19 protein-coding genes and 1 tRNA gene are annotated in these 21,518 nt (G+C 46.5%); 11 read left to right on the forward strand and 9 right to left on the reverse strand.

Going from position 1 to position 21,518, the window contains the following annotated elements:
• The first annotated feature begins 461 nt into the window (after nucleotides 1-461).
• The 5 genes from AB1797_05970 (at nucleotide 462) to rplT (ending at nucleotide 4,489) form a co-directional block, all read left to right on the forward strand.
• Nucleotides 462-536 (forward strand) — tRNA-Val (locus AB1797_05970).
• Nucleotides 537-677: 141 nt separating this feature from the next.
• On the forward strand, nucleotides 678-2,603 hold the full coding sequence (thrS, locus tag AB1797_05975) for a threonine--tRNA ligase (protein MEW5767161.1): 1,926 nt from the start codon (nucleotides 678-680) through the stop codon (nucleotides 2,601-2,603).
• A 69-nt stretch (nucleotides 2,604-2,672) separates the two neighbouring features.
• Nucleotides 2,673-3,197: a translation initiation factor IF-3 gene (infC, locus tag AB1797_05980; GenBank protein MEW5767162.1), complete on the forward strand. Its 525-nt coding sequence runs from the start codon at nucleotides 2,673-2,675 to the stop codon at nucleotides 3,195-3,197.
• Nucleotides 3,198-3,298: 101 nt separating this feature from the next.
• Nucleotides 3,299-3,496 (forward strand): 50S ribosomal protein L35, encoded by a 198-nt coding sequence (gene rpmI / locus AB1797_05985; protein MEW5767163.1) that lies wholly within the window; start codon nucleotides 3,299-3,301, stop codon nucleotides 3,494-3,496.
• A gap of 633 nt (nucleotides 3,497-4,129) precedes the next feature.
• Entirely contained in the window at nucleotides 4,130-4,489 is a 360-nt protein-coding gene (gene rplT / locus AB1797_05990; protein ID MEW5767164.1) for a 50S ribosomal protein L20, read from the forward strand.
• On the opposite strand, the gene AB1797_05995 is transcribed toward rplT, so the two are convergent.
• The 4 genes from AB1797_05995 to AB1797_06010 are packed head-to-tail and all read right to left on the reverse strand — an operon-like array spanning nucleotide 4,417 to nucleotide 7,040.
• The gene (locus tag AB1797_05995; protein ID MEW5767165.1) at nucleotides 4,417-4,815 is read right to left on the reverse strand and encodes a hypothetical protein; all 399 of its coding nucleotides are present in this window, start codon (nucleotides 4,813-4,815) and stop codon (nucleotides 4,417-4,419) included. The two genes, rplT and AB1797_05995, sit on opposite strands and share 73 nt — an antisense overlap.
• On the reverse strand, nucleotides 4,815-5,060 hold the full coding sequence (csrA, locus tag AB1797_06000) for a carbon storage regulator CsrA (GenBank protein MEW5767166.1): 246 nt from the start codon (nucleotides 5,058-5,060) through the stop codon (nucleotides 4,815-4,817). The genes AB1797_05995 and csrA overlap by 1 nt, the downstream gene beginning before the upstream one ends.
• On the reverse strand, nucleotides 5,054-5,536 hold the full coding sequence (locus AB1797_06005; protein ID MEW5767167.1) for a flagellar assembly protein FliW: 483 nt from the start codon (nucleotides 5,534-5,536) through the stop codon (nucleotides 5,054-5,056). Before AB1797_06005 ends, csrA begins: the two co-directional genes overlap by 7 nt.
• Before the next feature lies 1 nt (nucleotide 5,537).
• On the reverse strand, nucleotides 5,538-7,040 hold the full coding sequence (locus AB1797_06010) for a DegQ family serine endoprotease (protein ID MEW5767168.1): 1,503 nt from the start codon (nucleotides 7,038-7,040) through the stop codon (nucleotides 5,538-5,540).
• A gap of 432 nt (nucleotides 7,041-7,472) precedes the next feature.
• On the opposite strand from AB1797_06010, the gene AB1797_06015 reads away from it, so the two are divergent.
• Nucleotides 7,473-9,260 carry a phosphoenolpyruvate carboxykinase (GTP) gene (locus tag AB1797_06015; GenBank protein ID MEW5767169.1) on the forward strand — a complete coding sequence of 596 codons (1,788 nt, stop codon included), beginning with the start codon at nucleotides 7,473-7,475 and terminating at the stop codon, nucleotides 9,258-9,260.
• Nucleotides 9,261-9,354: 94 nt separating this feature from the next.
• Here the strand turns inward: AB1797_06015 and AB1797_06020 are convergent, their stop codons facing one another.
• From AB1797_06020 to AB1797_06030, 3 genes are read right to left on the reverse strand one after another with little or no spacing between them, the layout of a single operon-like run.
• Nucleotides 9,355-10,596, reverse strand: a complete 1,242-nt coding sequence (locus AB1797_06020) for an asparagine synthetase B (protein MEW5767170.1) — start codon at nucleotides 10,594-10,596, stop codon at nucleotides 9,355-9,357.
• 49 nt (nucleotides 10,597-10,645) lie between these two features.
• Nucleotides 10,646-10,993, reverse strand: a complete 348-nt coding sequence (locus tag AB1797_06025; protein MEW5767171.1) for a type II toxin-antitoxin system PemK/MazF family toxin — start codon at nucleotides 10,991-10,993, stop codon at nucleotides 10,646-10,648.
• Nucleotides 10,993-11,241 carry a hypothetical protein gene (locus tag AB1797_06030; GenBank protein ID MEW5767172.1) on the reverse strand — a complete coding sequence of 83 codons (249 nt, stop codon included), beginning with the start codon at nucleotides 11,239-11,241 and terminating at the stop codon, nucleotides 10,993-10,995. Before AB1797_06030 ends, AB1797_06025 begins: the two co-directional genes overlap by 1 nt.
• 279 nt (nucleotides 11,242-11,520) lie before the next feature.
• Between AB1797_06030 and AB1797_06035 the strand changes: the two genes are divergently transcribed.
• The 5 genes from AB1797_06035 (at nucleotide 11,521) to AB1797_06055 (ending at nucleotide 18,530) form a co-directional block, all read left to right on the forward strand.
• Complete coding sequence (locus AB1797_06035; protein MEW5767173.1) at nucleotides 11,521-12,246, forward strand: endonuclease III domain-containing protein; 726 nt, start codon at nucleotides 11,521-11,523, stop codon at nucleotides 12,244-12,246.
• A gap of 348 nt (nucleotides 12,247-12,594) precedes the next feature.
• On the forward strand, nucleotides 12,595-13,317 hold the full coding sequence (locus AB1797_06040) for a hypothetical protein (protein MEW5767174.1): 723 nt from the start codon (nucleotides 12,595-12,597) through the stop codon (nucleotides 13,315-13,317).
• Nucleotides 13,314-14,327: a 3-deoxy-7-phosphoheptulonate synthase gene (gene aroF, locus AB1797_06045; protein ID MEW5767175.1), complete on the forward strand. Its 1,014-nt coding sequence runs from the start codon at nucleotides 13,314-13,316 to the stop codon at nucleotides 14,325-14,327. Before AB1797_06040 ends, aroF begins: the two co-directional genes overlap by 4 nt.
• Nucleotides 14,328-15,263: a prephenate dehydrogenase gene (locus AB1797_06050; protein ID MEW5767176.1), complete on the forward strand. Its 936-nt coding sequence runs from the start codon at nucleotides 14,328-14,330 to the stop codon at nucleotides 15,261-15,263. It abuts the gene before it with no gap.
• A gap of 201 nt (nucleotides 15,264-15,464) precedes the next feature.
• Nucleotides 15,465-18,530, forward strand: a complete 3,066-nt coding sequence (locus AB1797_06055) for an AsmA family protein (protein MEW5767177.1) — start codon at nucleotides 15,465-15,467, stop codon at nucleotides 18,528-18,530.
• A gap of 344 nt (nucleotides 18,531-18,874) precedes the next feature.
• On the opposite strand, the gene acsC is transcribed toward AB1797_06055, so the two are convergent.
• Nucleotides 18,875-20,221, reverse strand: a complete 1,347-nt coding sequence (acsC, locus tag AB1797_06060) for an acetyl-CoA decarbonylase/synthase complex subunit gamma (protein MEW5767178.1) — start codon at nucleotides 20,219-20,221, stop codon at nucleotides 18,875-18,877.
• An 81-nt stretch (nucleotides 20,222-20,302) separates the two neighbouring features.
• Nucleotides 20,303-21,256 (reverse strand): acetyl-CoA decarbonylase/synthase complex subunit delta, encoded by a 954-nt coding sequence (locus AB1797_06065; GenBank protein MEW5767179.1) that lies wholly within the window; start codon nucleotides 21,254-21,256, stop codon nucleotides 20,303-20,305.
• Nucleotides 21,257-21,518: the final 262 nt, after the last annotated feature.

The following is a 21,518-nucleotide window of genomic DNA, read 5'->3' on the forward strand; positions in this document are numbered from 1 at the left end:
CCCCAATAGAGGGTGAGAAGGTGAGAAAGAGAATAAACAGGTCGCTCCTCTGGAGCTAACCTGAATAAAGCTCCGTAGGAGTAATCTGTTTGTAGTATTTCACAAAAGCAATATATTTGCAGCTCCGGAGGAGCGACCTGTTTTTAGTAGTAGTAGAGCTTGAATATCTATGTCTAGGGGAAATTTCTTGCATTTTATTATTTTATTAGACCTATTTCACAGGTCGAAAAATTATTTAAAGATGGGATTAAAAGATTTGTTTTATCTTCGTGCCCTTGGTGTTCTTCGTGGTTTTTAGATGTGGGTAAGGATAAGCCCATCAAGGGAGGGGAAGCTCTTATGCCGACGCTGTCGGTACAAAAGGAGATGAAACTTAACCCATAGCACTATAATCTGTAATGAGCTTACTTTTTTTAACTTGATTTTGAGTAGATACGCTAATGGCTATTGGTTGATACTGTAGGCACGTAGCTCAGGGGGAGAGCACTACCTTGACGCGGTAGGGGTCGGCGGTTCAAAACCGCCCGTGCCTACCATTGAAACAGAAGAGGGATAAACAATTTGAAGCTATGGACAAACGGTTTGAGGAAGGTAGATGAGCGGTTGGAGAAGATAGAGAATAGGCTTCAAGGGATTGAGCTTACCATGCAGAAGATTTTAGAGAGGGCGGTCGGTTGATGCCAGAGATTAATATCATCCTTCCCGACGGCTCCAGCAAGAAATATAGTAAGGGAACCACCTCGGCCCAGGTAGCCGCCGATATAGGTCGTTCTCTGGCCAAAGCTGCCCTGGCCGCCAAATTTAACGGTGAACTGATCGATCTGAATCTACCTCTGGAGAGAGAGGGAAGGCTTGAGATACTCACCTTCGATAATGAGGAAGGGAAGGCGATTTATCGTCACTCTGCTTCTCATATCTTGGCTTCAGCCGTGGTCGATCTCTTTCCCCACGTAAAATTAGGGATTGGACCATCCATCCAGGACGGTTTCTATTACGACTTCGATTTTGGAGAGATCCACCTTTCGGAAGATGATCTGAGCAAGATTGAAAAAAAAGCTGCTGAGATCATTGCCGCTGATCTTCCCTTTAAACGTATCCTTATGCCTCATTCCGAGGCAGAGTCTTCTTTAAAGAAAAAGGAATCCTCTTACAAATTGGAGATCTTAGAAGGGATTGAAGATGACCAAGTGAGTTTTTATCAGCAAGGCTCTTTTATTGATCTCTGCCGGGGGCCTCATGTGCCAAGCACAGGGGCAATCAAGGCCTTCAAGCTCCTCAATATTTCCGGGGCCTACTGGCGGGGGGATGAATCCCGGCCAATGCTGACCCGGATCTATGGCACGGCCTTTCCTGATCAAGAGGCTTTAGCCCGGTATATTTCTTTACTGGAAGAAGCCAAGGCCAGAGATCACCGGAACCTGGGACGGGAGTTGGATCTGTTCCACATCTATGAAGAAGCCGGGGCTGGGATGATCTACTATCATCCCAAAGGGGCCGTTATTCGGAGGGAGATCACCCATTTTCTTCAGACTGAGCATATCTTACGGGGTTATCAAGAAGTGGTCATCCCCCATCTGGCCAGAGAAGAGTTATGGCGAACCTCCGGTCATACAGAATATTACCGGGAAAACATGTATTTTTTGGAGGTAGAAAAGACTTCTTACGTCTTGAAACCGATGAACTGTCCCGGCCATATTCTTATCTACCAGAATAAGACCCGTAGTTACAAGGATCTACCCCTGCGCTATTTTGAATTAGGCACTGTCTACCGGTATGAACGGAGTGGTGTTTTACACGGACTGCTCAGGGTAAGGGGATTTACCCAGGATGATGCCCATATCTTTTGTACCCCTGATCAATTAATAAGTGAAATACATGGTGTAATCGACTTTGCCCTTGATATGCTTCGACTTTTCGGCTTCAAGGAGTATGAGGTCTATCTTTCCACCAGACCGGATAAGTATGTAGGGACAGCGGAAAATTGGGATAAGGCCACCTCATCGCTGGCAGAGGCCCTGACCCAGCATGGGTTAAGATACGAAATAGATGAGGGCGAGGGTGTTTTTTATGGCCCCAAGATTGACATAAAACTCAAAGATGCCCTTGGTCGGGCCTGGCAAGGCCCGACCGTTCAGGTAGACTTTAACCTCCCCCAACGATTTGATCTGGGTTATATAGGGCCTGATGGAGAAAAACACCAACCGGTTATGATACATAGAGTTGTTCTGGGCAGCCTGGAGCGTTTTATAGGCGCCTTGATAGAACATTATGCCGGGCGTTTCCCTACCTGGCTGGCCCCGGTTCAAGTCGCTATTTTGCCTATTGCCGACCGCCATCAGGCCTATGCTGAAGAGGTGAAAAACACCCTACTTAAAGAAGGAGTCAGGGGTGAAGTAGATAGACGCCAGGAGAAAATTGGGGCTAAGATCCGGGAGGCAGAGGTAAATAAGATTCCTTATATGCTGGTAGTGGGAGATAAAGAAGTTGAAGCCGACACCGTTAATATTCGTCATCGGGGCCGGCAAAATTTAGGGACCAAATCGTGCCAGGACTTCCTGAGGCATATTCAAATCGAAATAAGCGAAAAAAGGGTTGACATTTAAACTTAGATGTGGTATAAGATAATTATCAATTAAAAATACAGGGGGTGATTAATAATTACCAACAGAGGGGTGAGGGTTAACAAGCCGGTTGGGGTGAGGATTAATAACCGGATTCGAGCCCATGAAGTCCGTCTTATTAGTGAAGAGGGCGAACAAGTAGGTATACTTTCTCTGAAGGATGCCCTGGAAAAGGCATCCGAGTCGGGACTTGATCTGGTAGAGGTTTCCCCGGAAAGTTCTCCTCCGGTCTGCCGTATTATGGACTACGGAAAATATCTTTATGACCAGAAAAAACGGGGGAAGGAAGGCAAGAAACGACAACGGGTTATTCACCTGAAGGAAATAAAGATGCGCCCTAAGATTAGTGAACATGACTATCAATTTAAGACGCGTCACGCTCAACGTTTCCTGGAGGCAGGAGATAAGGCTAAAGTGACCATTATGTTTCGGGGTCGGGAGATGGCTCACACAGAGTTAGGTAAGCGTCTTCTTGATCGGCTGGCTGAGGATTTAGCTGAAATAAGTGTGGTAGAACGCAGCCCTACTCAGGAAGGGAAAAATATGGTGATGATCCTGGCGCCGGGTAAACACTGACTTATCATCAGAAGATAGAGGCCAAAAGACAGAGGACAGATTAAATCTGGTGTCTGACCTCTGATCTCTGCTGACATTGGTAAAATAAAAGGAGAACCATTATGCCTAAGATAAAAAGCAATAGAGGAGCTCACAAGCGGTTTAGAGCCACGGCTACCGGTAAGATTAAAAGAAAACGAGCTTACCATTCCCATATCTTAACTAAGAAGTCGCCAAAACGAAAGAGGACTTTAAGAAGTCCTCATATGGTAAATACGGTTGATAAGAAAAACATACGGCAACTGTTGCCGTATGTGTGAATATCAATTATCGCAGATAGGCTAAAGGCTGAAGGCTGAGGTTCAATAGCCTTCAGTCTTCAGCCTAAACACCTGAGTAGTTACTTATTCAATTACAAAGGTAATTATTCAGCCACTGATTGACACGGATTAGCACGGATAAAATAGAATGAGTTTAAAATATGGAAAATAACAGAGGATATTATCAGAGGAGCATTTGAAGTTTACAATGTTCTCGGTTATGGCTTTTGGAAAAAAGTTCGACCTGCATGGTTAGGGTTGTAGACTACCGACGCTGAAAGCGTCAAATTTTAAATAGCCTACGGAAGATAAATACACCCGCAACGCTCGACCCTGCAAGGGTCGAATATTATCCATCACATAGAATTCAACCCTTTCAGGGTTGAGCTGTGGTAGATGTTTCGTTTCCGCAGGTTTCACCTGTAGTTATGTAAAATTCAAACCTTTCAGGTTTAAGGAGAATTGCTTGTAATTTCTAACCATACAGGTCGAAAAAGTTTATCAAAAAGCATTACAAGATTGAATTATTACAACGGAAACATTCAGGAGAATTGGAATATCCAATATTAAAAAAATCAGTGTCTTATCCGTGTAAATCTGTGGCTGAATAGTTACTTACAAAGGAGTACGGCTATGTCGAGAGTAAAATCGAATGTGGCCAGCCGAAAGAGGCGAAAGCAGATTTTGAAGCTGGCTAAGGGATTTAGAGGAGCAAAAAGCCGGTCTTACCGGTTCGCTAAGGAGATGGTTACTCACAGCTTAGTTGATGCTTATCGGGATCGAAAGGCCCGAAAGCGGGAGATAAGAAAGCTGTGGATTATCAGGATAAATGCGGCGGCAAGACAAAATGGACTTTCTTACAGCCGATTTATGAATGGCTTAAAGGAAGCCGATATCGGACTTGACAGAAAGATGCTGGCTCATTTGGCGGTGACCGATAAAAATGTTTTTTCCCAATTAGCGGAAGCAGCTAAGGCAAGTTTAAAGGGGTGATTTAGCGTCTTAGGGGCTGAGTAGTTACTGAATTCTGAATTCGGGGAGGAGGAGGGCTGCTTTTTTAAGTCATAGTAGGCAATAATACTGGAAAGAGCGAGGGCGCTGGCCCCGATGGCCAGCCAGTCTTTCTCCTCTAACTTCACGGAAGAACCTTCTTTGAGCCATTCTATACCCCCCACAATAAGAAAACTATGGAAGACCGTTAAAGGAAGGGAGACACAAAAGACGATCTCAAATCTCCTGGCCGGGTGTTCTTCTGCCCGGCTAAAGGCAGGACAAACAAGGATAGTTAATAAAACCGCCATAGCCACAAGCCGCTTCATTATTTCTTCTCTTTAGATATCTTAAACAAAGCCCCCAGCCCGGATACCTTCTCGGCCTTTGTTTCAGCGGCCGCCCTGATATTTTCACGCTGAATCTCTTCGTAAACCTCCTTGCGGTGGACAGGCACATGCCGGGGGGCAGTGATGCCTAATTTGACCTGATCGCCGTGAACATCGACTATTATTACCTCTACCTCGTCACCAATCATAATGCTTTGATCACGTTTCCTGGCCAAAACTAACATAACTTATTCCCCCCTCTCTCTTCACCCTTGTCACTATCAGCCCACGCCTGCATCTCTTGGATAATATAGTGACGAACTGAATATTGGGGGTTGTTTGATATCATTTGTTTGGATTGTTTGGTCCTGGGATTAATAACGAGCGGCCCCTGGAGGTTGGCTGTCATCAGAGAAGGATCATCAGGGATAACCACAATAGACAGGATAACCGCCTTTGAAGGGTCGGCCAGGCCAATCGAATCCAGGTCGCTTTTGTTTACATCCAGGGTATAATCAGGACGAAATTCATAGGGAGAAATGACCACGAAGGCCAAATCCGCCCGGTCCACTGATTGAAACCACTTAAATGGCCCGCCTCCCTCGCTGTTTAAGATAACATATCTGGTAAGCCTTGGAAAACCAATGATCCCTTCTTTAACCTCGATTATACTCTCCTCAGCGATTTCTATTTCACCAAAGGGTTTCGTTGTAATCCTCAATCTAATCCCTTCCTTCCTCTGTTTTGAGAATAACATACTGGGAATAATCACCCCGCCGTATCTTGAACAAGATCTCCTCACCTTTAGACACTTCACCTAAGGCATCTTCGTAATCCTTCGAGTTTCGTATCCTTCTTTGATTTATCTTTTGAATCAAATCTCCCTCTTTAAGACCGGCCTGCTCAGCCGGTCCCCATGGTTCAATATTTGAAATAATTACCCCCTGCTCACCTTCATAGCCAAATCGAGAGGCCAGTTCAGAAGTAAGATTCTGAACCCTGAGACCAAGCTCAATCTCTGATTTCTTTTCTCTGCTCTCTTTCCGGGAAAGAGCCGTTATATCTTCAGGCTGCTCTCCAATCTTGACCCTGACGATCTCCTCTTTTCCATTTCTGACCACCTTTAATTCGACTGTTTTCCCTACTTTAAAATCCGCGACCATATTTCGAAGTTGATTAAGCTCGGTCACCTTTTGGCCGTCAATCTCAACTACGAGGTCATCAGGTTTTATGCCGGCCCGCTCGGCTGGCCCATCCTTCACTACATCGACAATAAGGACACCCTCTCTTCCCTTCAGGCCAAGTTTATCGGCCAACTCCGGAATCAACTCCTGAATAATCACTCCCAACCAACCCCGGACAACCTTACCGTGGCCGATCAGATCTTCCATTACCTTTTTGGCCATATTAATCGGGATAGCAAAACCAATTCCCTGGTAACCTCCGGACGTGGTGGATATAGCTGTATTTATGCCTATTACCTCTCCCTCCAGGTTGAGCAGCGGCCCCCCTGAATTGCCCGGATTTATGGCGGCATCGGTCTGAATAAAGTTTTCATAATCGGCCACCCCTACTTGAGACCTCCCCTTAGCCGAAACTATCCCGGCGGTTACTGTCTGGCTTAATTCAAAGGGGGAGCCTATGGCGATCACCCATTCGCCCACCTCAATCTTATCCGAATCTCCCAGCCTGGCTACCGGTAGATTATTATCTTCAATCTTGATTACCGCTACATCTGTTTTCTCATCTTTACCCACTACTTCACCGGTAAATTTCCTCTGGTCACCAAGAATAACGGTAATCTTATCAGCATCTTTAATCACATGATTATTGGTCAGGATATGTCCGTTTCGGTTGACAATTACCCCTGAACCCAGACTTCTCTGACGATACTCTCGGTGAGGAGAAGGAGAGAAAAATTGGTTAAAAAAATCATCCCCGAAAAAATCACGAAAAGGTCCCTCGTAGAAAAAGAAGGGTGTGCCGCTGCCTCTTATGACCCTTTCCGTGGAGATATTGACCACCGCCGGTGTTACCTCTTTGGCTATCTGGGTGAATGCCTTACTAAGGCCGCGCAGGGCCTTTATCTCATCACTGGAAATGGCGGATTTATCCCCGGCAGGATTAATCTCCCCGTTCGTTTCCGGGGTAAGATTAAGCCAGGAGGCAATAATTACCCCCACTATCACGGCCGCTAATGCCAGCAGGCTAATCCGAATCTTCATTTCCTTTCACCTTCCCTTTGCTTAATTACTTATCTGCCTCTCATTATACTTCCCAGAGATGCTCATGTCAAGAAAAATCTTTCCGCAATTGGACAACCTGTGGTGGAACAATTACCTCAGGCGAATTAGGGTCATAAACTAACCTTCCCATTGGCCGGATACGTAATGCCCCTTTCTCTGCCAGACGAATACGCTCTTTCGCCTCTTACACATACTCAGGAATGATCTCAGCACCGATGGCTTTTCGGTTGTGCATCAAGGAGGCGATAGCAGCCTATAGACAATTTTTCTGTCAAGTTAAAACTGACCCCTTTTTATTTTCCTTGACAGAATAACGGGGAGAAGTTATAATGAAAAATCGTAACTACTTTCAGCCTTCAGCCTATTTACCTGAGTAGTTACTATCATTTAATATAAGGAGAATGAATGGCTATGTCAGTAACGGTAAAACATAAGAAATTGAAAAACTGGGTTCAAGAAATCGCTGAATTGTGCCGGCCTGATTCCATTTACTGGTGTGATGGAACTAAAGAGGAATACGACCTTATGATGGCCTTAATGGTTAAAAACGGTGGAGCTACCCCTTTGCCAAAACGGCCAAACAGTTTCTTGTTCCGTTCAGATCCCAGTGACGTGGCCAGGGTTGAGGACCGAACTTATATAAGCACCCCCACTCAGGATGAAGCCGGACCGACCAATAACTGGATTGATCCGGTTGAGCTTAAGAAAATAATGACTGAATTGTATGCTGGATGCATAAAAGGAAGGACCTTGTATGTAATTCCTTTCTCAATGGGGCCTATCGGCTCACCCATCTCTAAAATCGGCGTGGAGTTAACCGATAGCCCTTATGTGGTCTGTAATATGCATATTATGACCAGGGTGGGGACAAAAGTCCTCGAAGTTCTCGGCACCGAGGGAGAATATATACCTTGTCTGCATTCCATCGGCGTGCCACTGACCGAAGGTCGGAGAGATGTGCCCTGGCCCTGTGCCCCCATAGAGAAAAAATACATCAGCCATTTCCCTCAAGAAAATCTTATCTGGTCTTTTGGGTCGGGTTATGGTGGAAATGCCTTACTGGGGAAAAAGTGTCTGGCTTTGCGGATCGCTTCTGCCATGGCCAAACGTGAAGGATGGATGGCTGAGCATATGCTGATCCTTCGGTTGACGAATCCCGCCGGCCGACGGTTCCATATTGCCGCCGCCTTTCCTTCAGCCTGTGGGAAAACCAATCTGGCCATGCTCGAACCCACGATTGAAGGATGGAAATGTGAATGTATTGGAGATGACATTGCCTGGATGAAAATCGGGAATGACGGCAGACTGTATGCGATCAATCCGGAATCGGGATTCTTTGGAGTGGCTCCCGGGACATCCTATGATTCTAATCCCATGGCCATGGATACCCTCAAAGAAAACTGTATCTTCACTAATTGTGCCCTTACCGATGATGGCGATATCTGGTGGGAAGGGTTTGATGATGAACCGCCTAGCCATGCTATCGACTGGAAAGGGAAAGACTGGACACCCGATAGCGACCAGCCGGCTGCCCATCCCAATGCCCGTTTTACGGCGCCGGCCAGCCAATGTCCGGTAATCTGTCCCGACTGGGAAGATCCAAAAGGGGTGCCTATCGATATTTTTGTATTCGGCGGCCGGAGAGCTAGTGTGGTTCCCCTCGTAAGTAAAGCCTATAACTGGGATCATGGGGTATTTCTTGGGGCTACGGCTGCTTCTGAAACTACGGCCGCCAATATCGGCGCGGTGGGCAATCTTCGCCGGGACCCTTTTGCCATGAAACCTTTCTGCGGCTATCATATGGGCGATTACTTCCAGCATTGGTTTGATATGGGTGACAAACTTGGCGCTAAAGCGCCCCAAATATTCTATGTCAACTGGTTCCGTAAGAGCTTTGAAGGAAAATGGTTATGGCCGGGATTCGGAGAGAACAGCCGTGTTCTTAAATGGATGTGTGAACAGATAGAGGGGAAAGCAGGTGCGGTGGAAACCCCCATAGGTCTGCTTCCCAGGAAAGAAGACCTTGATCTGACCGGGCTGAACATCGATAATGACGATGTGGAAGAATTGTTGCGGATCGATGTTGATGCCTGGCGAGCAGAACTTCCCGATATAGAAAAACATTTTAATCAGTTCGGCCGCCATCTTCCACCGCGTCTTAAGGTTCAACTGGAAGATCTTCGGAAACGCCTGAAGTAATATCGCGGCTCGATGCTCGATCCTCGATACTCGATATTCGATATTCGATGCGGGTAAAGGATCCAATATCGAGCATTGAGCATCGAGCATCGAGTTATGTTTTTTGCTTTTTAGGTTTAGCCGCCGGGAATAGGATATTATTAAGGATGAGTCTGTAGCCGGGGGAATTTTTATGCAGTTCCAGTCTGGTAGGCTCATCACCTACGGCGTGTTGGTAGTCCTCCGGGTCATGTCCGGCCAGAAAAGTAAAGGTCCCCTTACCTTTGTTCCCGTGAATGTATTTCACCTTAGGTGAATTCTGGATATCCCCTAAGATGGTCACCTCCGGCTTTATGGTTGGTCGGTTAAAAAAAGTTGTCTGGCCCATAAAACCTTTCACCAGAAAGGTATGATTCTGGGTAAGCATAGTGGGGATGGGGTCATATTTGGCTGAAAATTCAAAGAGGGTAAAGGCATCGTAGACCGGTCCCTTAGCGTTATTGTAATCACTGAGGTCAATATTAGAATGCTCGTAAACCAGGGGATCCATTTCGAGGGTAAAATTGGTAAAAGCAAAGGTCTTTGAGAAGGCTAATCTTTGTTGAGCCCCTGGATCAACCGGATCGTGATCGAGTTCCGGAGGGACAATATCAATTCCTTCAGCCGCCAGGGCAATATCAAGGGTATCGGTGGCCGAACACATGGCAAACAGAAAACCACCATCATAGACGTAATCCCTGATAGCCCTGGCTACGGCACCCTTGTGCTCGGGGACAGAATTGTACCCGGCTTCCCGCGCGGCTCGTTCAAATTCTAACATCTGCTGTTGATACCACGCCGCGTGGCGGTAAGCGGCATAAAACTTTCCGTATTGCCCGCTAAAATCTTCGTGGTGCAGATGAAGCCAGTCATATTTCACCAATTCACCCCGTAAGATTTCTTTGTCCCAAAGAGTATCGTAAGGTATCTCAGCATAACTAAGGGCCAGGGTTACGGCATCATCCCACAGTTCACGGCTGGGCGGGGTATAGACGGCTATCTTGGGGGCCTTCTCCAGCAGGATGACCTCCATATTTTCCTCTTCAATCCGGTTGTATATCTGGTTAGCCCCCGAAAAATCAAGGGCTTCATAAGAAACGCCCATTACCATAGCCCACTCTATGACCTTGGGGGATTCATCCACCATAAAAGAGCCGCCCCGGAAGTTAAGCAGCCATTCCACATTTAGTCCTGCCTTGTCCAGGCACCAATAGGCCAGACCATAGGCCCGGAGGTGATCTGTTTGAACATCATCCATGGGGATAAGAATCTTTCCCGATGAAGCCGAAAGACCCGCAGGGATAAAGAGAATCAACATAATTGATAATAATGCTATTAGTTTTCTGATCATTTTAAGAAATTTTTTCTCACAAGCCAAGACAGTAACAAACAGCAGTTTCAATCTTTTCTAACACTTCAGCGGTAACTTTGCCGGCTGGTTTTTCTGGAAATCGCTTAGGATCTAATGAACGAATTTGAAAACATAAGAATACTGTTTCCCACGGCAGCCCACTTTCTTCAGGCAATACACGAACATTGGTGGGGTAATCACGAGAGATATTTTCACCTTTTGTCCCAACAACAACCGTCACTACAAGAGGTAATTTATTGATATCATCTATGGATAAAACCAGGACAGGCCGGTGACCTGCCTGCTCTCGTCCCTCTACAGGATTCAAGTTGACAAAATAAATTTCTCCTCGATGAGTAGCCATCATTTGCTCTCCAGTCCATCCACTTCTGTTATGGCGAACTCCTGATTAATCTTTTTTAACTCAGCTTGAATCTCAGGATCTGAGGACATGGTCATAAGTTGGCTTTCAAAAGTAGACGGTTCAGGTAGGTCTCTTTTTATTGAACCTTCCCGTAAATGATGAGCCAGCTTCTCAATCAACCATAATTGCTCTTTACGAGATAATTGACTGATCGTCTCCTCAATTTGATTTAAAACAGGTGAAGGCATAGTCTTCCTCCTTTGGGATAAAGAGAATCAGAATAATTGACGATAAGATTATCGGGTTGTTAGTCATTGGTTATTTGGTCGTAACTACTCAGGTGGGTAGACTGAAAGCTGAAGTTCAATTATCCCGCAATGTTCGAATCAAGCAATTTAAGACCTATTCACGCGGATAGGCTGTAAAAGCTGTCCCTAAAAGCCTTCAGTCTCTCCACCTGAGTAGTTACATTTGGTCAGTAATGGGTATATTATACCGCATCTTATCTTAAATGTCAAGGGGTTTCCATGAATTTGAGGGATATTCCATCCGCCACCCCGGGTACCCACGAAGTGGGTGCGCCATCCGCCATTCACCATATCCTGCTCCAGATTTATGAGAGATTACACACGGTGTATGGTCCTCAGGGGTGGTGGCCAGGGGAGAGCCAATTTGAAATCATTATTGGCGCGATTTTAACCCAAAACACTAATTGGACCAATGTGGAGCGAGCCATAAAGAACCTTAAGGCCAAGGGGAGGCTTACCCCAGATGAGCTGTTTAAGATCGAAATTCAGGAACTGGCTGAGTTAATCAGGCCATCTGGCTATTTTAACATTAAGGCTAAGCGGCTCAAAGAGTTTATCCACTTTCTCTTCAACCGTTATAAGGGTTCCCTCAGCCAGATGTATGAGCAGCCAATGGAAAGTCTTCGGAATGAACTCCTCAATGTCAAAGGGATAGGCCATGAAACAGCCGATTCCATTCTCCTTTATGGCGGCGATCTGCCCATCTTTGTGGTTGATGCTTACACCAGACGGATATTTGTCCGCCTGAGGCTGTTGCCTGAAAAGGTTTCTTATGCAGAGACCCAAAAATTCTTCATGGCCCATCTCCCTCAAGATGTTAATCTCTACAATGAATATCATGCCCTTATCGTTAGATGGGGTAAAGAAGCCTGCCAGCCAAAGCCAAAATGTGAGCTTTGTCCACTCAGCGAAAAAACTAAGAGGCTGTCTGAAAAGTCCCGTTAGGGACGTAATGTTTATAGACATGAACGCCCACCGTTATTTTTAGCCCCGTTAGGGGCGACATGTTCGCTTTGCTAAGTTTACTTCTTGAACATTTCGCTCCTAACGGAGCTTGGGTTTATGAGAAAAACGGCTACTATAAACATTTTGCCCCTCCGGGGCTGATTAACGCATCAACTTTTCAGACACGCTCTAAATAATTACTTTTTTGTTTACAAGTTATTAAAGATGTGCTATATTTGGTATGGTTCAAAATAGGGTAACACTTGGGAGACGGGTGTCTGGTCGTCTGGTAAATGGTACCCTGGTACTTATAAGACTACCAATTACCGAAAAGGAAGGAGAGAATAAATGGATATAACCCAAGCCGTCAAGATAATTAGTATGTTAGTGGGGATGTTAGTGCCCCTAATCGGGTTTGTCTGGTGGTTGCATGGAAAGTTTTCTGTTCTGGAAAAGAAGATAACAGAGACCGATATCACTTTGGGAAAGAAGATAACCGAGATCGAGAACGATTTAGGAAAAAAGATCACCGAGACCGATAATGCCTTGGGAAAGAAGATAACCGAGATCAATAGCGCTTTGGAAAAGAAGATAACCGAGACCCGCCAGGTCCTTGAGCAAAAGATAAGAGATACCAATAACATTATGGGAATCATGTGCAATGTCATAAGGGGTATAGTAAAAACTAATGAAACTATTGTATCTGTTCTGGTGGAAACAAAGCTTGTTTCCCCTAACCAACAAACAAAACTTTTTGGACATCAAGTTGAGGTTCAACAAAGTATCCTGGGGGAGACCACAAATTGGCTTGAAGGCAAAACTAATCCGATCCCCCGGAGTGAAGCGGATAGGTTTAAGAAGTATGTGGATATGCTGAGGAATAAAGAGAAATTTTCGGTGGAAGAGGCCAAAGATTTTCAGACTATAATTTATAAGCTGTATGATGAAGCAGACTTAGATGCAGATGCACCCTGGAACTCCCTTTTAACAATAGGCAGGTTAGCCGCATTTGCTCTGGGAATGGCTTTAAGAGAAGAAAGCGAACAAAGCGAAAAGGAGGCGGCGAAATGATTATTGTTTTAAGGCCTGAGGCTACGCCGGCTGAGATCGATCATATTGTGGAGAAGACAAAGGAGAAGGGGTTGAAACCATTTGTGACGAGGGGAGTAGAGCGAACCATCGTTGGTCTGATTGGAGATGAACGGATTTTAGCTACCTGGGACCTGGAAAATATCCCTGGGGTAGAGAAGGTCCTGCCAGTATTAAAGCCATTTAAATTGGCTAGTCTCGACTTCAACCCGGAAAGAACAAAGATTAAGATAGGTCAGGCCACTATTGGGGATAATCAGATAACGGTTATAGCCGGGCCATGTGCGGTAGAAAGTGAATCCCAAATCGTGGAGACAGCCAGGATGGTAAAGGAGGCCGGAGCGCACATGATTAGAGGCGGGGCCTTTAAGCCCAGGACTTCACCCTACAGCTTCCAGGGTCTGGCTGAGGAAGGTCTTAAATGCCTGGCTAAGGCCAAAGAAGAGACGGGTTTGCCAGTGGTGACCGAGGTTATGGATACCCGTGATGTTGCCCTGGTAAACCAATATGCAGATGTGGTTCAGATAGGCGCAAGAAATATGCAGAATTTTGCCCTCTTAAAAGAAGTAGGCAAGTATTCAAAGCCTGTTTTGCTTAAGAGAGGGCTGTCAAACACGATGGAAGAACTTCTTATGTCAGCCGAATATATTATGTCTGAAGGAAATATGCAGGTCATGTTGTGTGAACGGGGGATCAGGACCTTTGAGAAGGCCACCCGTAATACCCTGGACATCTCAGCCATCCCTGTGCTCAAAGAACTGACTCATCTCCCTATTATTGTTGATCCCAGCCATGGCGGGGGCAAATGGAAATGGGTCAACCCCCTTTCCAAGGCAGCGATCGCAGCCGGATGTGACGGGCTTATTATTGAAGTCCACCCTAATCCGGAGGAAGCTGTTTCTGACGGCGTTCAGTCTCTTAGACCAGACAAGTTCCGGAAACTTATGGAAGAAATAAAGGTGATAGCCGAAGCCGTAGGGAAGAAATTGTAAATGAACCCGAAACTCGAAACAGTGGCCATCATAGGTGTTGGCCTTATTGGCGGCTCATTAGGCCTGGCTCTTAGGCGGCGACACCTGGTTAAAGGTGTTATCGGGATAGGTAGAAGACGGGAATCCCTGGAACGAGCCATTAAGGTGGGGGCGGTGGATACGGTGACCACAGATCCGGCTTTAGGGGTAAAGGAGGCCGACTTAGTTGTCCTGGCTACGCCGGTAGGAAATATTATCCCCCTGCTCTCCAGGATCCTTCCTCATCTAAAACCCGGGGCCATTATTACCGATGTGGGCAGCACCAAAAAAGAGATAGTGGCGCAAGCCGATTCTCTGGTGCCGGCCCACCTTTATTTTGTAGGCGGACACCCTTTGGCCGGCGCAGAAAGTTCAGGGGTGGATAATGCGACGGGGCAGCTTTTTGTGGGAGCCACCTGGGTGCTTACCCCTACCTCGAAAACCAATCCCCAGGCCTTGTCTAAAATAAGCTCCCTCTATCAGGCTATTGGGGCCCGGGTGGTGGAAATGGATTCGGCTGAACATGACCGGATGGTAGCTGTGAGCAGTCATCTGCCTCATGTTTTAGCGGCTTCGCTGGTTAATCTATTCAGCCAATACAGTGAACAGGATGACCGGCTTAATTCTCTGGTGGCCGGGGGCTTTCGCGACATGACCCGTATCGCGGCTTCTTCACCTGTCCTCTGGCGAGACATCTGCCTTGAAAACCAGGGACCTCTCCTGGAAGTCCTATCTCGTTTCAAGAACATGCTGGATCACTGGGAGTTAATGATCAGACAGGGAAAAGAAGATGAACTGTTGGAGGAATTTGCTAAGGCCCAAAGACGGCGGACTCAGATGACTGATATAGACCATGGATTAATCGCGAATCGCGAATTGCGAATTGCGAATTGCGAATGTAACTATTCAGGCAGATAGGCTGAAGACTGAAGTCAAATCATCTGCTCTCCGCATTTATTCCTAAAAGCCTTCAGCCTATCCACCCGAGTAGTTACAAAAAATCAGTGTTTCATCCGTCTAAATCTGTGGCTGAATAGTTACATTGTGAATTAAAAATAGATTCGCAATTCGAGATTCGCGATTCGCAATTCGAGATTCGCGATTCGACAAAAGGAGATTATGCGAAAGGCCCTTTTAGCCGCCGGTATTATTCTGGGAATATTACTCATAGGCCTTATCATCCTGTCCACTATCACCTTTTCTCATCCCAAACTGAAACAGCTTATTACTACTCAGGCAGAAAAGGCCCTGAAAAGGAATGTTACCATTGACGACCTCAGGATTAATCTCCTCCGGGGTATACAACTCAAGGGAGTGACTATTACTGAGCGTGAGGGACCCGGAACCTTTATTAAAGGAGAGGAGTTTGTCCTCAAGTATCGACTCTGGCCCCTTCTCAGGCGGCAATTCGTTATCAAGAAGATTGTTTTTAATGAACCTGAGATTACTATCAGAAGGGATAAAGAAGGGGTCTTTAATTTCGAGGATCTCCTGGAAACCGAACAACCGGAAGAGCCTGGCCTCTCGCTTTCCACCTCTAAGGTAAGCCTTAAAGACGGCCGGGCGGATTTTAGGGATGAACTGGTCAATAAACACACCCGCCTTGACAAAATCAATCTTTCCGCCTCTGGGTTGTCTAAGGAGAAGCGGTCCAGCTTTAAGATGTCTATGCGGGTGGATGAAACCACTGAATTTAAGGCTCAGGGGCATTTTGCCTTTCAGGATAAATCCCTGGAGGTGGATCTCAATCTTAGCAAGTTTGTCCCGGCCAGATTCGGGCCTTACTATCAAAAATACGATCTTCCCTTCAGCCTCTCAGCCGGTGAAATATCGACGGAAGTAAAACTGTCCGGTCAACTTAATCAAAAACTGACTTCTGAAGGAAAAATCATCATAGACAGAGCCACCCTGGTCTATCCTGAAAAGTTGAAACAGCCCATCAAGGATATCATCGGTCTGATAGAGTATGATCTTAAGGCCGACAGGGCCGAAGAAGGTCTTGTCATTGACAAATTTCAAGCTAAGCTGGGCGAGCTTTCCCTATCCTTGAAAGGAAGAATTAATGGATTCTCCCGGGCGGGAGCTGGAAATCTGACCCTTGACCTTGGTTTTAAGGATTCAAAGGCCATTATTGATGGTGCGGTGAAATTTACCGGACCTCAGATGGATATAGCCCTGAAATCGGAAAGATTGAATTTAGATCAACTCCTGGCTGAAATGGCTAATCTTAAGTCCAGTTCCTCTCCCTATCCGGAAGGACTGAGTTTAAGGGGGAGAGTGAAAGTAGATGAAATCCTCTATGCCGGGATGAGTTTTAAAGACCTTAACGCCAAAGTAAATATGCCTCAAGGTGGCCTGCTAAAAATTACCGAGGCGGTTCTAAAATTCGGACAGGGGGGATTAAGCGGATCGGTAGTGGCCGATCTTAATCAGGCTGAGCTGTCATCCACTACCTCCCTTTACTTGAGGTCGATAGACTTAGCTTCTCTGTCAGATACTTTAGAAAAAAAGAAACTTGGACTTACCAGCCCCAGCGGGAGTTTAAATGGTAATTTTCAATTAAAGACTGAGGGGATGGAAAAGATCGATCTGTCCGGCAGATTGGATTTTACTTCCCTCGGTATTACCTATGTATCCGGCCAGACTAAATTTCCTTTGAGAGATTTGAAGGCCACTTTAAGGTATGATGTCAGAAGTAATTTGGCTAAAAGCCAGCTCACGATAAATAAGCTGTCGCTTATCCTGCCTCAAAGCTCTTTGAGCGCCAAAGGAAGCATTGCCCACCTGAAAGAAAAACCCTATCTGAGCCTGGATTTAGTTTCAGATTATATCTCACTGGCTGAGATAAAAAGACTTATGCCTCCTGAGGCGCTTTCCGGGCTAAAAGAACTCGATCTGGCCGGCCAGGGCCAATTAAAGGGCTGCCTGCTTGGCCCCTTAGCTCAGATAAAATTTGAGAGCGACCTTAATCTGGAAGGATTGGAGATAAGTCATCCTAATCTGCCCAAACCGATCAAAAACTTAAGGGTCATCGCCGACTTTGATCTCGATCCGGCCAAAGAATATCTGGCCCTAAAAAAACTAACCTTGGCTACCCCTGAAACCTCTCTTACTTTAGCCGGCCCAATAAATAACTGGAAAAAGAATCTCCAGGCAGACCTGGACTTTGATCTCTGGGCCAAAGAACTGAATGTAGATGAGATATTAGCTGCCCGGCCGGCTGAAGAGAAGGCCGGGGGAGAGACTGGGCCGGCTAAACCGCTAGGGAAAGCCCTGAAAGGGATAAACCTAAGGGGAGGAGCCAAAATTGATCGGGGAGTATTTAAGGGAGTAAAGTTTACCGATCTTAAGACCAATCTGGAGATAGTGGATGGTATCGTGGCCGTCAAGGACTTCCAGATGAACACCTGGGGCGGCCAAGTGATCAGCCGCGGGGAAGTGAATCTTAAGCCGGTTCAGCCTGAGTATGCCCTTAAAACCCAGATTAAAAGGGTGGAAACCAATAATCTCCTGAGTGATCTAACTCCGATGAAGGATATGATCTTTGGCCAATTAGACTTTGATCTCACGACCGATGGGGCTGGTTTAGGATTCAAGCAGGTTATGAAGACCATTACCCTGAAAGGAGATTTCGAGGTTATTAAAGGGAAATTAAGGCGAATAAAGGTCATTGATGAACTATTCTCCTTTTTAGGGCTGACTCCATTAAAAGAATTGGCTTGCGATAAGCTGCCGGGTAAAATAAGGATAAAGCAGGGCAAGGTCGAGTTGGACAGCACCAGCCTTAAGGGTAATGATGTCAATCTTATCACCCAAGGAAGCATCGGTCTTGACGGCAGCCTGGACCTTGACCTTACCACTGAATGGGCTGATAAGTGGTCTTCCCAAATCAAAAATCCGGCCATCAGTTCCTTCCTTAAGAATGAAGAAGGCCGGGTGGTATTGGCCTTCAAGGTAAGTGGTTCTTACGACTCTCCTAAGTTCAACTTCTCCACCAGCCCCTTACAGGAGAAGCTTAAACAAAGGATGGAAGAAGAAAAAGAGAAGGTCAGAAAGCAGATAGAAGCCGAGCGGGAAAAGGTAAAAGATCGGGCCAAAGAAGAGGTAAAGAAGCGGATTGAAGAATCTATCCCGGACGAGGAGGTTAAAAAGAAGGTCAAGGATATGATGAAGATATTCAAGTAGGCGAGACCCCATTTTATCCTGAAGGAGCCGGCGGGTGCTAAATTCAACCAGGATGAGAATAGCGATCTTAACTCAACCGAACTTAGTGCCTGGTCAAGTTTGATTTGAGGGATTCGTCCTTGTAAAAGTAACCCTTAGTTTGGACAGAGACAAGTCTACACAGACAGATTCTATCTTGACCAGGCTGTAGGGGCACGTTGCAACGTGTGCCCCTACAGTAAGGGCGATTCGCGAATCGTCCTTGCAAAAGGAGGAGGTAGGGGCGAATAATTATTCGCCCTTACTAAAGAGACTCTACCCATAAATACTAACGTGACAAGGCACTAGGTCTCGGTGGCAAAAATCTAAGCCGCTAATTTCTGGAGAAATGAAGGCAGATCAGAGGCCTCCCTTGGTCCTACCGTTACTTTCCAATCACTCCCCAATTCTTCTTCTAACTCACCCTTTATCTGGGCTACGTAGCCGGGAATGATGAGGTTGCGGTTGGCCATCTTATCCACAATTCCACTCTTATTGACGAAGGGGGCTATCAAGTCAGGCACAAATTTCCCGGCTGACCAGGCCGTCAGGGTAGAAAGTCCCTCGGTGTTCATAATGAGAAGCCAGGTAGGCACCCTGGAAGACTCGACCTCGGAGTTGACAATAAAATAGGTCAGAGAGAAATTGGTGGTGATAATAAGCGGTGAATCTTTGGTCGGTATATTAACCTCATAAATTCCTTGAGACATAGTCATTGGCCGTTGAGGGTCAGTATAGATATTAAGTCGGTGAACCAGAAGGGGGAAGGTCCGGTAAGCGGCCAGATCAGATAAGACTACAATTCCCGCATATTTTTCTATCATAATCGAGGCATAGAGGGCCTCTTTCAGAGGGTCATCCGTCAGTTGGGCAGGAAAAACAATCGTGGAAAAACCAAAGGATCTGAAACGCTTTTTAAGGGCCAGGCGTCGAATGGCGGTTTGATCATATAATACCTGACTAATAGACTCAGGAGCAGAATCAAGAACCATATCTTTTACTCCGGCCTTGCTTAACCTATCACTGAGTTCACTAAGGGCATCCAACCCCTTAGCTGAGGCAGCTAAGACAGCCCCGGTAGTTTTAGCCACGTCGGCCATAGCCTCAGCATTATCAGAAGTGGCCGCATAAAGAAGGGGCTTGTTATCTTTGACCATTTCAGCCGCGGCGGCCATTATTGGCGGATCATCGGACATCAAAATAATCCCGTAGGGGGTATCTTTGACTCGCTCCACCAGGCTCAGGAAAGATTCCTTCTTCCCTGAGGTATTTTTAAGAGCCACCAGATCAGCCCTGAGGGTGAGACCGACCCGTTCAAACTGGGACTCATCCAGTTGCTTTAACTTAGAGTTTATCTCTTCGGGCGCCGCTGTATCTTCGATTAAAACAGCCAGCCCCGTAGGATGCTCAAAGGTCTTGTCGTGTCTGAAAAGAACCGTTTCTTCACCGATCTTGAGGGCATAGTCGCCGCGGCCAATGGTGATCGGCCTAATAGGAGGAGCGGAGGCTTCCCCTAAGGCGGCTTTAGCCTCTTCTGAGATATGCGGACAGGCAGAGATTTCTACTTTCCCAGCCGCTAACTGCATTGCAAAGGCAAGGCAGGTGGGAAACTTACATTCACGACAGTTCGTTCGAGGTAATAATTTGTAGATTTCTATTCCACTGAGGGCCATAATATTGTGCTCCTTTCTGGTTAGTTTCGAGTTCGGGGCACCCGCTTGCGGGTCGTCGAGTCTCGAGTTGGCTGGGTCATCTCAGTCACACTTAGCCACTTCTCCCATGGTTTCCCTTACCAGCCGGATTGCTTCCGGATGCCGCATAACCAATATATCTGCTCCGGCCATAGCTAAGCTCATGGCGGTCATTGCCTCCCAGAGGATACCACGTTCTCTGGCCGGACCTAGTTCAGGCGCTTCCCTTTCACTTATTTTGGCCTCTTTACACTTCCAGGACTCCCGGCCTACATCGCAGAGGATAGGCAACTGCATCTTTTCATCATTAGTAGTTAAAGCCGCTATCCTGATACGCTCCATAACCGAATAAGTATATTCGATTCCATAACCCAGGGCGCCGGTAGTAGTATCCATAACTATTTTGTCCATTGGGACCCCCAGGTTTCCAAGCAGTATATTCAATTGCTTGGCTAAATTGACATCAATCGGCGTCTGAGCGACCACTCCATGCTTATACCCTATGGCAGCGGCGCCAATGAAGCGATAGTTTTCTTCCTTAACCGGTCCCAGCAAGAGGTTGCTTCCGGTACACCGTTCGGCCACCGCCTTCAGAACCTCGGTATCCTTCTCCACCTTGCCCGTTCCGTAAACAATAAGGGGCGTGCCGGCCAAACCCCCCACTATTTGTTCCGCTAATTTAGCCGACTCAGCCGCGCTTTTGTTGGCCCCACCAGGGTCTGTTCCCGCTAACTGAAGACATACTAGGTCCGCTCCATATCTTTCGACCACCAGTTTAGCCCAGGCAACCGGGTCATTAATCACCTCTTTAAAAGGTTCAACCGCCGCCTCGGCCCAATCTTCCGGGGCGGTATCGTAAACCTCCATGGCAATCTTAGGAGGATTGGGTATTTCGCCCTCAAAGCCGTGAAAAGGCAAGGCGGCTGCACCGCCTATTTTAACCGCCGCCTCGCCCACTCCCAGCGTCTCTTCCTTAATCCGACCAGTATACTTTTCTTTTAGTATTTCAATAGCCAATCTTTTATCCCCTCCTTGTTGGTAACTACTCAGGTGGATAGGCTCTGAAGGCTGAAGGCTGAAGGCTGAAGACTGAACCGAGTAGTTACTCTTTTAGCCAAAAGGCGTTAATCAGCTTTTTTCTTAGCCACTTCTTCCAGAGAGGCAGCTACTTCTTCCTCTTCCGCTTCAGATTCCTCTTCCGCTTCTGTTTCCACCTCTGTCTCTATTTCTGCTTGGGCCTCCTTTTCTACTTCTGCTTCCGCTTCGGCTTCTGCCTCGG

The organism is bacterium (assembly GCA_040753085.1).
Lineage (GTDB): Bacteria > UBA9089 > JASEGY01 > JASEGY01 > JASEGY01 > JASEGY01.